Origin of the sequence: Citrobacter sedlakii (assembly GCF_018128425.1) — a bacterium.
GTDB lineage: Bacteria > Pseudomonadota > Gammaproteobacteria > Enterobacterales > Enterobacteriaceae > Citrobacter_A > Citrobacter_A sedlakii.
In genome coordinates, this window is the sequence record NZ_CP071070.1 from 3,103,104 (window position 1) to 3,117,240 (window position 14,137).

Sequence of the window (14,137 nt, forward strand, 5' to 3'; positions counted from 1 at the left end):
CAGGTAATCGTTATCTTTAAACCCGTAGACCAGAGCGGTATCTTTGCCGGACGGCGCTACGCTTAATCCGGCCTACGGGGCAGGTGACGCTAAAAAATGACTATACGTCCAGCAGCAGACGCGTTGGATCTTCCAGCAGCTCTTTAATCGCCACCAGGAAGCCCACGGATTCGCGGCCGTCGATCAGGCGGTGATCGTAAGACAGCGCCAGGTACATCATCGGCAGGATTTCAACCTTGCCCTCCACCGCCATCGGACGATCTTTAATGGCGTGCATCCCGAGGATCGCGCTCTGCGGCGGGTTGATGATCGGGGTGGACATCAGGGAACCGAACACACCACCGTTGGTGATGGTAAAGTTACCGCCGGTCAGGTCTTCTACCGTCAGCTTGCCGTCACGGCCTTTGACGGCCAGCTCTTTAATTTTCTTCTCGATGTCAGCCATGCCCAACGTATCCACGTCACGCAGGACGGGCGTCACCAGGCCACGCGGCGTAGACACCGCCATGCTCACGTCGAAATAGTTGTGATACACCACGTCGTCGCCGTCGATAGACGCATTCACTTCCGGATAACGCTTCAGCGCTTCAACCACCGCCTTCACATAGAAGGACATGAAACCCAGACGGATACCGTGACGTTTCTCGAACGCTTCGCCGTACTGCTTACGCAGATCCATGATTGGCTTCATGTTGACTTCGTTGAAGGTGGTCAGCATCGCGGTGGAGTTTTTCGCTTCCAGCAGACGCTCGGCCACGCGCTTGCGCAGTCGGGTCATCGGGACGCGTTTTTCACTGCGAGCGCCAAGCGCTGGCTGTGCCGCCGCAGCCGCAGCGGGTGCGTTGGACGCTTCTTTCGCCGGCGCTTTCGCCAGATGTTTTTCTACATCTTCACGGGTGATGCGGCCACCGACGCCGGTGCCTTTAATGGCGCTGGCATCCAGGTTGTGTTCGGCCAGCAGGCGACGGATCGCCGGGCTGAGCGCATCGTTGTTTTGCTCTTCCAGAGACGCCTGCTGGCGCTGCGCCGGGGTGGACGCTTTCTCTTCGGATTTCGCGCTGGTTTCTTTACCGGCGCTGTTGCCTTCACGCAGGCGACCCAGGATCTGGCGAGAGGTCACGGTAGTGCCTTCGTCTTCCAGAACCGCATCCAGAATGCCGTCCGCTGATGCCGGTACTTCCAGTACCACTTTGTCAGTTTCGATTTCGACCAGCACTTCGTCACGAACTACGGCATCGCCTGGTTTTTTGTGCCAGGTGGCGACGGTCGCGTCCGCTACGGACTCAGGCAGGTCGGGAACAAGAATATCTACGCTACTCATTATTTATCCTTTATTTAATCGACGTTCAGCGCGTCATTAACCAGATCTTGTTGCTGCTTCTGGTGAACGGACATATACCCTACCGCCGGAGAGGCGGAGGCCGGGCGACCTGCATAACGCAGGGCGGACCCAAATGGAATCACTTCACGGAAATGATGTTGGCTGCAGTACCAGGCGCCCTGGTTGAGCGGCTCTTCCTGACACCAGACAAAATCATGTACGTGAGCGTACTGTTTCAGCACGTCCTGCATCGCCTGATGCGGGAACGGATAAAGCTGCTCGATGCGCACAATGGCGACATCTTTCTGATCGTTCTTACGGCGCTGTTCCAGCAGGTCGTAATAAACCTTACCAGAACACATCACCACGCGCTTCACGCCTTTCGGATCGATATCATCAATTTCGCCAATGGCCGGCAGGAAGGTGCCGTTGGCCAGCTCATCCAGGCTGGAAACCGCCAGCGGATGACGCAGCAGCGATTTCGGCGACATGACCACCAGCGGACGACGCATGCCACGCAGCGCCTGACGACGCAGCATGTGGTACACCTGAGCCGGGGTGGACGGCACGCAAACCTGCATGTTCTGCTCGGCGCAAAGCTGCAGATAACGCTCCAGTCGCGCGGAGGAGTGCTCCGGCCCCTGGCCTTCGTAACCGTGCGGCAGCAGCATCACCAGGCCACACATGCGGCCCCACTTCTGTTCGCCGGAGGAGATGAACTGGTCAATCACCACCTGCGCGCCGTTGGCAAAGTCACCGAACTGCGCTTCCCAGATCGTCAGGGTACGCGGTTCCGCCGTAGCGTAACCGTATTCAAACGCCAGTACCGCTTCTTCAGACAGAACGGAGTCCCATACCCGGAAGCTGCCCTGGCCGTTATGCACATGCTGCAGCGGGGTGTAGGTTGAACCGTTAGACTGATTATGAATCACCGCGTGGCGGTGGAAGAAGGTGCCGCGACCGGAGTCTTCGCCGGACAGGCGTACCGGGATACCTTCATCAACCAGCGTGGCGTAAGCCAGATTTTCGGCGCCGCCCCAGTCGAACAGTTTCTCGCCCGCCGCCATCGCCTGGCGGTCAGCGTAAATTTTGGCCACGCGGGACTGCATCTCAACCGCTTCCGGCACCGTACTGATGCGTTTCGCCAGCTCCTGCAGACGCTTCATCTCCACCTTGTTCGGGTATGCTTCGTCCCACTCGTGGTTGAGGTACGGCGACCAGGTAAAGGAGTGCATGTTCATCGGACGCCACTCTTTCACCACGCATTCGCCGGCGTCCAGCGCGTCACGGTAAAGGTTGACCATTTCGGTCGCGTCTTCCAGCGTGGCGACGTTGTCGGCTTCCAGTTTGTCGGCGTAGATCTTACGCGGGGTCGGGTGTTTTTTGATTTTCTGGTACATCAGCGGCTGGGTTGCGCTCGGCTCGTCGGCTTCGTTATGGCCGTGACGGCGGTAGCATACCAGGTCGATGAAGACATCACGTTTAAAGGTGTTACGGAAGTCCAGCGCCAGACGGGTGACAAACGCCACCGCTTCCGGATCGTCCGCGTTGACGTGGAAGATCGGCGCCTGCACCATTTTACCGATGTCGGTGCAGTACGGCGTGGATCGGGCATCCAGCGGGTTCGAGGTGGTGAAGCCCACCTGGTTGTTGATAACGATGCGAACGGTCCCGCCCACTTCGTATCCCCGCGCTTTCGACATGTTCAGGGTTTCCTGAACCACGCCCTGCCCGGTCACCGCAGCGTCACCATGAATGGTGATCGGCAGCACTTTGTTGCTGCTCGGCTCGTCGAGCCTGTCCAGTCGCGCCCGCACGGAACCGATAACCACCGGGCTGACGATCTCCAGGTGCGACGGGTTAAACGCCAGCGCCAGGTGGACCAGGCCGCCTTCGGTTTCAATATCGGACGAGAAGCCCATGTGGTACTTCACGTCACCGGTACCGAGGTGTTCTTTATGTTTGCCCGCAAATTCGTCGAACAGATCCTGCGGTTTTTTACCCAGCACGTTGACCAGCACGTTCAGACGACCACGGTGGGCCATTCCCAGCACCACTTCACGGGTGCCGCTGTTGCCCGCATGGCGGATCATCTCTTTCAGCATCGGGATTAACGCGTCGCCGCCTTCCAGCGAGAAGCGTTTCGCGCCCGGGAACTTCGCGCCCAGATAACGTTCCAGGCCTTCCGCCGCGGTCAGTTCGCTCAGGAAACGTTTTTTCTCATCGGCGCTAAACGCCGCGCGTCCGGATTCGATACGCTGTTGCAGCCAGCGTTTTTCTTCGGTGCTGGTGATGTGCATGTACTCGGCGCCGATCGGGCCGCAGTAAGTTTGTTTGAGGGCGGAGAGCAACTCGCCCAGCTTCATCGTCTCTTTGCCGCCAGCAAAAGAACCTACGTTAAAGCTTTCCTGGAAGTCGGCCTCGGTCAGATCGTGGAAGGAAGGATCCAGATCCGCCACGGTTTCTTGCTTCCACAGTCCCAGCGGATCGAGATTCGCATGCTGGTGACCGCGGAAACGATAAGCGTTAATGAGCTGCAGGACTTTAACCTGCTTCACATTGGTGTCAGGGTCGGAAATCGAAGAAGAGTAACGTGAGGCATCCTTCGCCAGACGACGGAAATAATCACGCGTTTTTGAATGGAATTGATCCGGTTTGACCCCTGTACCAGGCAACTGCTGGAACGTGGAACGCCAGTTCGCGTCCACAGAGTCAGGATCGGTTAAGAAGTCTTCATAGAGCTGTTCTATCCAGCTCTGGTTTGCGCCAGAGAGGTAAGAAGAGTCCAGCCAGGCTTTCAAAGCGCTGTTCTGCATCGTGATCCCTTAAGCATTTTTATGCTTACTTTCGCCGTAGAAACTACCACGCACACCGAGTGTACGTGCCGGGGTTCACCTGCGAGCTCTTACTGGCCCGCGAAGGAACCTTTAAAAACTGCCATTCATCTTCTGCGTTCAGGCTGCGACGTCGTTGGCTGCCTTGTCTCGTCCTGTACGCCTCGATGACGGGTACTGCAATGTAGCGGTTTTTAAAGATTTCCTGCATCACCGGGGAATCGCTTCCCCGGCGTTTACACGTTATGCACTGCGCTGCAACAGCATCGACTTAATATGGCCGATGGCGCGCGTTGGGTTTAGCCCCTTAGGACACACACTGACGCAGTTCATGATGCTGTGACAGCGGAATACGCTGAATGCATCGCTCATTCCTTCCAGGCGGCTGTCGGTTTCGGTATCGCGGCTGTCGATCAGGAAGCGGTATGCCGCTAACAGACCGGCCGGGCCGATGAACTTATCCGGGTTCCACCAGAAAGACGGGCAAGACGTTGAGCAGCACGCACACAAAATACATTCATACAGCCCATCGAGTTTTTCCCGCTGCTCGGGCATCTGCAAATGCTCGCGCGCCGGAGGATTTTGCCCATTATTCAACAAGTAAGGCTTAATCTTCTCATATTGTGCGTAGAATTGCCCCATGTCTACCACCAAATCGCGGATCACCGGTAACCCTGGCAGTGGACGGATGACAATTTTCTTACCCGGCTGATTCAGCGCCGAAATGGGCGTGATGCACGCCAGGCCGTTTTTGCCGTTCATGTTCAGTCCGTCAGATCCGCAGACCCCTTCACGGCAGGAGCGACGGAAAGAGAGGCTCGGATCTTTTTCTTTCAGCTGCATCAGCGCATCCAGCAGCATCATATCGCGCCCTTCTTCGCCTTCCAGGGTGTAATCCTGCATGCGCGGAGCGTCATCAACATCCGGGTTATAGCGATAAATTGAAAACTCGAGTTTCATTGTCCTGTCTCCGCATTAGTAAGTACGAATCTTCGGCGGGAATGCCGGGCGCAGTTTCGGTTCCATATTGACCTGACGTCGCGTCATGGACTCCGTCTCTGGCAGATACAGGGAATGGCACAGCCAGTTTTCATCATCACGCTCCGGGAAGTCGAAGCGGCTATGCGCGCCGCGACTTTCGGTACGGAAGTTTGCTGAAACCGCCGTGGCGTAGGCAGTTTCCATCAGGTTATCCAGCTCCAGGCACTCAACGCGCTGAGTGTTGAACTCGCTGGAAGTATCGTCCAGACGGGCGTTTTTCAGCCGCTCGCGGATCGCCTTCAGTTGTTCCAGCCCTTTCGCCATCGCGTCGCCTTCACGGAATACCGAGAAGTTGTGCTGCATACATTCCTGCAGCGCTTTGCGAATCACGACCGGATCTTCACCGTCGCGGTTATTGTTCCAGCGGTTCAGACGCGCCAGTGAGGCGTCGATTTCGTCGTCGGTCGCATCGCGCAATGCGCCCTGCTCCGCGATAGACTCCTGCAGATGCAGACCCGCCGCACGGCCAAACACCACCAGATCCAGCAGCGAGTTGCCGCCCAGACGGTTGGCGCCGTGTACGGAAACGCAGGCGATTTCGCCCACCGCAAACAGGCCCGGAATCACCACGTCTTCGCCCTGCTCGTTTACGGTCAGCGCCTGGCCGGTCACTTTGGTCGGGATTCCGCCCATCATGTAGTGGCAGGTCGGGATAACCGGAATCGGCTCTTTCACCGGGTCGACGTGGGCAAAGGTACGGGAAAGTTCGAGAATACCCGGCAGACGGGACTCCAGAACCTCTTTCCCCAGATGATCAAGTTTCAGCTTGGCATGCGGCCCCCACGGACCGTCGCAGCCGCGACCTTCGCGAATTTCAATCATGATGGAACGCGCCACCACGTCGCGACCCGCCAGGTCTTTCGCATTCGGCGCATAACGCTCCATAAAGCGTTCGCCGTGTTTGTTCAGCAGATAGCCGCCTTCGCCGCGGCAACCTTCGGTGACCAGTACGCCCGCACCGGCGATACCGGTCGGGTGGAACTGCCACATTTCCATGTCCTGCACCGGCACGCCTGCGCGAATCGCCATGCCCACGCCGTCGCCGGTATTAATATGGGCGTTGGTGGTGGATTGATAAATACGGCCTGCGCCGCCGGTCGCCAGCACCGTGGCGCGGGCTTTGAAGTAAACCACTTCACCGGTTTCAATGCACAGCGCGGTACAACCCACGATCGCGCCGTCGGCGTTCTTCACCAGATCCAGCGCATACCACTCGGAGAAAATGGTGGTGTGGTTTTTCAGGTTCTGCTGATACAGCGTGTGCAGCAGCGCATGGCCGGTACGGTCAGCTGCCGCTGCGGTACGTGCCGCCTGCTCGCCGCCGAAGTTTTTCGACTGGCCGCCAAACGGACGCTGATAGATACGACCATCATCAAGACGGGAAAAAGGCAGCCCCATGTGCTCCAGCTCCAGAATCGCTTCCGGCCCGGTCTTGCACATATATTCAATCGCGTCCTGGTCACCAATGTAGTCCGACCCTTTGACGGTGTCGTACATGTGCCATTCCCAGTTATCCTCATGGGTATTACCGAGCGCGACGGTAATGCCGCCCTGCGCGGAAACGGTATGGGAACGGGTTGGAAAGACTTTAGAGAGCAGCGCACAGGTTTGTCCGCTCTGGGAAATTTGCAGCGCCGCACGCATACCCGCGCCGCCTGCGCCTATGACCACTGCATCAAATTCTCTGACTGGCAATTTCATTACACACCCCACACCACAACAAATCCATAAATGACGTAAACCACCAGCGCAACGACGATAGCCAGTTGCAGGCCTAAACGAACGGCCAGCGGTTTAACGTAGTCGGTCAACACCTGCCACATGCCGATCCAGGCATGAATCAAGATGGAAAAAAGGGCCAGCAGAGTGAAGACTTTGGTGAAGGCCGATGAGAAGAAACCGGTCCAGACTTCCCAGGTCAGGTCGCCGCTCATGGCGAAAAACCCCACCATGTAGATGATGTATAACGTCAGAACGATAGCGGTAGCGCGGACCAGGATGAAGTCATGTACGCCATTGCGTCCTAATGCGGAGGCGTTGCTTACCATACGAGGACTCCTGCGAGAAGTGAAAGCACGACAGTGATAACGAAAGAGATTTTGGCCGAGCGTTGACCCGCTTCGAATGTTTCTTCCAGATAGCCAAAATCCATTAACATGTGACGCACGCCGCCCACCACGTGGTACGCCAGCGCGGTGAGAATGCCCCACATGATAAATTTAACGAAGAAGCTCCCCATGATGGCGGACGCCTGCTGGAATCCTTCCGGGGAAGAGAGGCTGGTACCCAATAACCACAACAGAATCCCGACCGCCACGAAGGTGATCACGCCGGAAACGCGATGGAGAATGGACGCTATCGCCGTGATTGGGAACCGGATCGTTTGCAGATCCAGATTGACAGGTCTTTGTTTTTTCACATTTCTTATCATGAATAACGCCCACATGCTGTTCTTATTATTCCCTTTAGACTTCGGGTACAGAGGCTCATCCACCTGTAGCCTGAAAGACGACGGGATTTCCTTCCTCCGGTCTGCGTGCGGGTCAGACAGCGTCCTTTCTATAACTGCGCGTCATGTAAAACACTGCTTCCAGATGCTAAAACGACACGTTACAACGCTGGGTGGCTCGGGATTGCAGGGTATTCCGGAGACCTGGCGGCAGTATAGGACGTTCACAAAATCATTACAATTAACCTACATATAGTTTGTCGGGTTTTATCGCGAACAGTGACCTACGTCACGATAACAACATTTTTTTAATTTTTAATCATCTGATTTGACAATCATTAAACAAAGTTGTTACAAACAACACTAGAAAAAGCATATAATGCGTAAAAGTTATGGGGTCACTCTTTAACCTGCAAATAAGTTATGTAACAGTAAGAAGATATTGACCGATCCCTTCAGTACAGTTAATAGTGATAGACAGGTTGAATAATTCGGATTGCTAAGTTGTTGATTTGTTGCTATTTCACCATGAGTTAACTGATTTACCTGCAAGCGCCCATTGCTCTGTACCCTGGTTTTCTCCTCTCACGCAGAGCGGCGAGCCGAATAACAAACCGGTAACAGTTAATTTTATGTTTACACAAACTCATTCCCGCTGCGTCAACGCGGCACGCGTGAAGGACGATGTGTAGAAGACAGATCTCACCTGTGCAGTCTCAAGCAATAAGGCGCTAAGGAGACCGTAAATGGCTGATACAAAGGCAAAACTCACCCTCAATGGTGATGCTGCTATCGAACTGGACGTGCTGAAGGGCACGCTGGGTCAGGACGTTATTGATATTCGTAGTCTGGGTTCAAAAGGCATGTTCACTTTTGATCCGGGTTTCACCTCTACCGCATCCTGCGAATCCAAAATTACGTTCATCGACGGCGATGAAGGGATTTTGTTACACCGCGGCTTCCCGATCGATCAGCTGGCCACCGACTCCACCTACCTGGAAGTGTGCTACATCCTGCTGTACGGCGAAAAACCGACGCAGGCTGAATACGACGAGTTCAGAACCACGGTGACCCGACATACCATGATCCACGAGCAGATCACCCGCCTGTTCCACGCCTTCCGCCGCGACTCACATCCCATGGCGGTAATGTGCGGGATCACCGGCGCGCTGGCGGCGTTCTATCACGACTCGCTGGACGTGAACAATCCGCGCCACCGCGAAATCGCGGCCTTCCGTTTGCTCTCCAAAATGCCGACGATGGCAGCGATGTGTTACAAGTATTCGATCGGTCAGCCGTTCGTTTATCCGCGTAACGACCTCTCCTATTCCGGTAACTTCCTGAATATGATGTTCTCTACGCCGTGTGAAACGTATGAAGTGAACCCGGTGCTGGAACGTGCAATGGACCGTATCCTGATCCTGCACGCTGACCACGAGCAGAACGCGTCCACCTCCACCGTTCGTACCGCAGGTTCTTCCGGCGCCAACCCCTTTGCCTGTATCGCGGCGGGCATCGCTTCCCTGTGGGGACCGGCACACGGCGGCGCGAACGAAGCGGCCCTGAAAATGCTGGAAGAAATCAGCTCAGTTAAACACATTCCGGAATTTGTTCGTCGCGCGAAAGATAAAAACGACTCTTTCCGCCTGATGGGCTTCGGCCACCGCGTGTACAAAAACTACGACCCGCGCGCTACCGTAATGCGTGAAACCTGCCATGAAGTGCTGAAAGAGCTGGGCACGAAAGATGACCTGCTGGAAGTGGCCATGGAGCTGGAACACATCGCGCTGAACGACCCGTACTTCATTGAGAAGAAGCTCTACCCGAACGTGGACTTCTACTCCGGTATCATTCTGAAAGCGATGGGGATTCCGTCCTCTATGTTCACCGTGATCTTCGCGATGGCACGTACCGTCGGCTGGATTGCGCACTGGAATGAAATGCACAGCGAAGGCATGAAAATCGCCCGTCCTCGTCAGCTGTATACCGGCTACGATCAGCGTGATTTTAAGTCTGACATTAAGCGTTAATGCTTTACGCATCCGGCGTCCCCCACGCCGGATGCATGCCAGCGCGCTCCGGCTCTCCCTCCCTGCCGGATGGCCTGTTAACCGCACCATCCCCTCTTTTATTGACCCGCGTTATTTTAATCTGCTCACACTTTCTCTATGATTTCCTGAGATTTCGCTAAACGTTATTCAGGAGCAGGGAATGCCATCTTTGCAGTGGGGCGCCTTATTTGTCTTGTCGTTACTTCTTTCCCTGCTGTTCCTGTACGTTCATCTCCCGGCGGCGCTGTTGCTCGGCCCGATGCTGGCAGGCATTGTGTTTAGTCTGCGCGGGATGCCCCTGAAACTGCCCCGTAGCGCCTTCCTCGCCGCCCAGGCGATCCTCGGCTGCATGATTGCGCAAAACCTTACCGGCTCCATCCTCACCACGCTTGCCCTTCACTGGCCGATGGTCCTGGCGGTGCTGCTGGTTACGCTGCTTTCCAGCGCGGTAGTGGGCTGGCTGCTGGTGCGCTACAGTTCGCTGCCGGGTAACACCGGCGCATGGGGCTCTTCGCCCGGCGGGGCGGCGGCGATGGTCGCCATGGCGCAGGACTATGGCGCGGACATCCGTCTGGTGGCATTTATGCAGTATTTACGCGTGCTGTTCGTTGCGGGGGCGGCGGTGCTGGTCACCCGCCTGATTCTTGGCGACAGCGCAGAGGCCGTCAGCCAGCAGGTGGAATGGTTTCCGCCGCTGAGCGTTAACTTACTGTCTACCCTGCTGCTGGCGGCCATTGCGGGTCTTGCCGGACGGCTGTTGCGGATCCCGTCCGGTACGATGTTGCTGCCGATGCTGGCAGGCGCGTTGCTGCATACCAGCGGGACGATGGTGATTGAACTGCCGGAGTGGCTGCTGGCGATTGCCTATATGGCGATTGGCTGGCGCATCGGTCTGGGCTTCGATAAACAGGTGTTTTTCATGGCGCTGCGCCCCCTGCCGCAAATACTCGCCTCCATCTTTTCCCTGATGGCGATTTGCGCGGCAATGGCATGGGGCCTCGCGCACTACATGCAAATTGATTTTATGACCGCCTACCTCGCCACCAGCCCCGGCGGGCTGGATACCGTGGCGGTGATCGCCGCTGGCAGCAACGCCGATATGGCGCTTATCATGGCGATGCAAACCCTGCGCCTGTTCAGTATCTTGCTGACCGGCCCGGCGGTGGCGCGTTTTATTTCCACCTACGCGCCAAAACGGCCATCACAGCGCTGAAAAACGTCGCGTGACCAGACTGCTCGCTATTTTTGACAGCGCGGACACCAGTAAAATGGGCGCGACGAAAGCGTGGTTTTTTCAATGATCCCGCCACAGCGCTCGCACGTTTCACCGTCACGGTGGAACACATGAAAGCGAAACAGCGCGCCATGGTGTTTATTCTCATCCACCCGCCCACGCGTGGTATAGGACAGGCGTGGAATATCCAGCAGCGCGTGGGATAACGCGTCGAGTTGTTTCGCATTCAACGCGTTCGCTTTGTGACTGCCGTTTAGTCCCACCTGCCAGAGGATCTCGACGCGCAGGTAGTTACCCAGCCCGGCGAGAAATGCCTGATCCAGTAGCAGCCCGGCAAATTGTCGATTGCGAAAACGGGGCGAAAGCAGACGTTCTTTTACCGCTTCAGCCGTCAGACGCGGATCGAGCACATCCGGGCCAACGCGCTGTAAAAAGGGATGGGTAGTAAGTTGCTCCGGCGTCAGCATCTCAATATCCGAGGCGCTGTAGAGCAGAATGGCTTTATCCGCCGTTTGCAGCCGCACGCGCAGCACGCGGGTGTTCTGCGGCGCTTCACCGCTGTCCACCACTCGCCACACGCCGTAAAGCTGATTGTGGCTGTATAACGTCAGGCCGTCGGAAAAATGGGTCAACAGCGCTTTACCGCGCGTTTCCATTTCCGTCACTCGCTGCCCTTGTAGCTGTGATTCAAAGGGTTTTAACTGCGCAAAGGCAAACCAGACGTCCGTCAACGGTTTACCTTTGATCGCCGCCTCCAGGGTATCCGCCGCGCGGCGGATCTCCGGGCCTTCAGGCATGATACTGTCCTTATCGATAGTGTTAGTGGGTTGCGCCGCCCGTCACCACAAGATCCTTTTCGACCTGTAGCGCGGTCTCAATGGCGATTTCCAGTGCCTGACGCACCGTTTCCGCCGCCATGCTGGGCGCGCCCGGATGCGCCGCCGCCTGCTGCGGTAGATAAGGGATATGAATAAACCCGCCCTTCACCTCCGACAGGCCGCTTAATTTATGCAGCAGCCCGTACATGACATGGTTGCAGACAAAGGTGCCGGCAGTTTGCGATACCGACGCCGGCACGCCCGCCTCACGCATCGCGCTCACCATCGCTTTGATCGGCAGCGTGCTAAACCAGGCCGCCGGACCGTCGATCACTATCGGCATATCCACTGGCTGCTGGCCTTTATTATCCGCAATGCGGGCATCATCGACGTTGATCGCCACGCGCTCAACGGTGATATCCGAACGCCCGCCGGCCTGACCAACCGCCAGCACCAGCGCCGGAGAGAGCGCGTCAATCGCCGCATTCAGTACGCTGAGCGATTCGCCAAACACGCAGGGTAACTGGCGCGCAACCACGCGACACCCGCGGATAATTGCGTTGTCGAGGCGCGACACCACTTCCCAGGAGGGGTTAATCTGTTCGCCGCCAAACGGCTCAAAACCGGTGATCAATACCGTTTTCATCCTTCCTCCTTACAGGAACATCAGGAAATACATCAGGAACACGTTGACGATAAGCAGCAACACGCCGGTCGGCACCTGCGCTTTAATCACCGCGTTTTTATCCGGCAGCTCCAGCAACGCGGCAGGAACAATGTTGAAGTTTGCCGCCATCGGCGTCATGAGCGTACCGCAGTAGCCGGAAAACATGCCAATCGCCGCCATCACCGCCGGATTGCCGCCGTGCTGGAGCACCAGAATCGGAATGCCAATCCCTGCCGTCACGATCGGGAAGGCGGCAAAGGCGTTGCCCATCACCATCGTCAACAGCGCCATCCCGAGGGTATACACCGCCACCGCGATAAAGCGGCTGTCAACGGCGAGGTATTCCTGAGTCAGATACGAAATGCCGCTGCCCACGCCTGCGGCGGTGAACAACAGTCCCAGCGTCGCGAGGATCTGCGGCAGAATAAACGCCCAGCCGATGGAGTCGAGCAAACGCCGCGCTTCCTGAATCGGCTGATGGACCTTCTCGTGCGTCATTTTGATCGCCATGCCGAGGCCGATCAGCGAACCTGCGGTCATGGAAAACAGCGTGACCAGGGTAGCGTGGTTACCCGGCCCGAACAGCCCTTCCTGTAAACCGGGAATATGGTTGAACATCAGCACGCCGATCACCGTCACTACCGGAATCGCCAGCGCCGGATAAAACAGGCGGTTGCCGAGACGCGTCGCGCTCTCTTCACGTTGCTCACGGGTACGCTGATGATAGCTGCCGAGCTTTACGCCGCCAAATCCGGCAATCAGCGCCATCAACACCACGGCAATGCCAACGGCGATATTCACCGCGCGCTTGTCACCCACTAACTGATAGGTCCAGTCGCCCAGTAAAAACAGCAGACCGTAGACGCCCCAGAATAATCCCGTCGTCAGCCGTCGCGGGTTGGCTTTGTCCCGCCAGGACATCAGAGCGACAATCAACAGAATAACGCCTGCCAGCCAGTAGAGGTAGCTTTGCTGAAAATTCATTGCGCATCTCCTTTACCCGCGTTCGCCGCACTGGCTTTCGCCATCTCACGTTGCAGATAGTTATCGAGCCGCCACAGGCGCGCGCCGTGGATCAGAAACGCGCAGATCGCCGTGGGGATCCCCCACAGCGCAATGTGCAGCGGTTCAGTCTGGATCCCGCCGGATTCCAGCATAAAGTTGTGCATGAAGATGATCGCGCCGAACGCAACGAAGATATCTTCGCCAAAGAACAACCCAACGTTATCGGTCGCCGCCGACATCGCCCGCAGGCGATAGCGTACCGCGCCAGGCAGTTGGCCGTAATTCTTCTCCGCCGCGCCTTCCGCCATCGGCGCCAGCAGAGGACGCACCATCTGCGGATGGCCGCCGAGGCTGGTCAGCCCCAGCGCCGCCGTCACTTCACGGATAAAGAGGTACACCACCAACAGACGACCCGCGGTGGCGCTGCGAATTTTCGCGATCCACGTCTGGGCGCGTTCTTTGAGACCGTGACGCTCCAGCAGACCGATCACCGCAAGCGGGATCAACAGAATAAACGGCAGATTGCGGGTATTGAGAAAGCCTTCTCCCAGTTTTTCGAGGATCGTGGCGATCGGCATCTGCGCCGCCAGTCCGGTGACGATCCCGGCCACAATGACCACCAGCACCGGGTTAAAGCGTAAAAGAAACCCGACCACAATGACGGCAATGCCCATCAGTGGCCAGAGAGTGATAGCATCTCCCATAATCCATTCCTTG

12 protein-coding genes are annotated in these 14,137 nt (G+C 56.8%); 2 read left to right on the forward strand and 10 right to left on the reverse strand.

Annotated features, from left to right (window positions below; all coding sequences use genetic code 11):
* Positions 1-100: 100 nt before the first annotated feature.
* From odhB to sdhC, 6 genes are all read right to left on the reverse strand, one after another.
* Positions 101-1,321 carry a 2-oxoglutarate dehydrogenase complex dihydrolipoyllysine-residue succinyltransferase gene (gene odhB / locus JY391_RS14805; protein ID WP_042285342.1) on the reverse strand — a complete coding sequence of 407 codons (1,221 nt, stop codon included), beginning with the start codon at positions 1,319-1,321 and terminating at the stop codon, positions 101-103.
* 14 nt (positions 1,322-1,335) lie between these two features.
* On the reverse strand, positions 1,336-4,137 hold the full coding sequence (gene sucA / locus JY391_RS14810) for a 2-oxoglutarate dehydrogenase E1 component (RefSeq protein WP_042285345.1): 2,802 nt from the start codon (positions 4,135-4,137) through the stop codon (positions 1,336-1,338).
* Positions 4,138-4,398: 261 nt separating this feature from the next.
* Positions 4,399-5,115 (reverse strand): succinate dehydrogenase iron-sulfur subunit SdhB, encoded by a 717-nt coding sequence (gene sdhB, locus JY391_RS14815; RefSeq protein WP_042285348.1) that lies wholly within the window; start codon positions 5,113-5,115, stop codon positions 4,399-4,401.
* Between the two features lie 15 nt (positions 5,116-5,130).
* The gene (gene sdhA, locus JY391_RS14820) at positions 5,131-6,897 is read right to left on the reverse strand and encodes a succinate dehydrogenase flavoprotein subunit (protein ID WP_042285351.1); all 1,767 of its coding nucleotides are present in this window, start codon (positions 6,895-6,897) and stop codon (positions 5,131-5,133) included.
* Positions 6,897-7,244: a succinate dehydrogenase membrane anchor subunit gene (gene sdhD, locus JY391_RS14825; protein WP_211934527.1), complete on the reverse strand. Its 348-nt coding sequence runs from the start codon at positions 7,242-7,244 to the stop codon at positions 6,897-6,899. Before sdhD ends, sdhA begins: the two co-directional genes overlap by 1 nt.
* The gene (gene sdhC, locus JY391_RS14830; protein WP_042286197.1) at positions 7,238-7,642 is read right to left on the reverse strand and encodes a succinate dehydrogenase cytochrome b556 subunit; all 405 of its coding nucleotides are present in this window, start codon (positions 7,640-7,642) and stop codon (positions 7,238-7,240) included. Before sdhC ends, sdhD begins: the two co-directional genes overlap by 7 nt.
* A 749-nt stretch (positions 7,643-8,391) precedes the next feature.
* On the opposite strand from sdhC, the gene JY391_RS14835 reads away from it, so the two are divergent.
* Together JY391_RS14835 and JY391_RS14840 are read left to right on the forward strand one after the other, a co-directional pair.
* Positions 8,392-9,675, forward strand: a complete 1,284-nt coding sequence (locus JY391_RS14835; RefSeq protein ID WP_042285358.1) for a citrate synthase — start codon at positions 8,392-8,394, stop codon at positions 9,673-9,675.
* A gap of 181 nt (positions 9,676-9,856) precedes the next feature.
* Entirely contained in the window at positions 9,857-10,909 is a 1,053-nt protein-coding gene (locus JY391_RS14840) for an AbrB family transcriptional regulator (RefSeq protein WP_200033734.1), read from the forward strand.
* A gap of 26 nt (positions 10,910-10,935) precedes the next feature.
* Here the strand turns inward: JY391_RS14840 and nei are convergent, their stop codons facing one another.
* Genes nei through JY391_RS14860 form a run of 4 tightly spaced genes read right to left on the reverse strand, consistent with a single transcriptional unit; the run spans position 10,936 to position 14,124 of the window.
* Positions 10,936-11,727 (reverse strand): endonuclease VIII, encoded by a 792-nt coding sequence (nei, locus tag JY391_RS14845; protein WP_211934528.1) that lies wholly within the window; start codon positions 11,725-11,727, stop codon positions 10,936-10,938.
* 22 nt (positions 11,728-11,749) lie between these two features.
* Entirely contained in the window at positions 11,750-12,394 is a 645-nt protein-coding gene (gene pcp / locus JY391_RS14850; RefSeq protein ID WP_181821771.1) for a pyroglutamyl-peptidase I, read from the reverse strand.
* A gap of 9 nt (positions 12,395-12,403) precedes the next feature.
* Positions 12,404-13,399: a DUF979 domain-containing protein gene (locus JY391_RS14855; RefSeq protein WP_042285370.1), complete on the reverse strand. Its 996-nt coding sequence runs from the start codon at positions 13,397-13,399 to the stop codon at positions 12,404-12,406.
* Positions 13,396-14,124 (reverse strand): DUF969 domain-containing protein, encoded by a 729-nt coding sequence (locus tag JY391_RS14860; protein ID WP_042285372.1) that lies wholly within the window; start codon positions 14,122-14,124, stop codon positions 13,396-13,398. Before JY391_RS14860 ends, JY391_RS14855 begins: the two co-directional genes overlap by 4 nt.
* Positions 14,125-14,137: the final 13 nt, after the last annotated feature.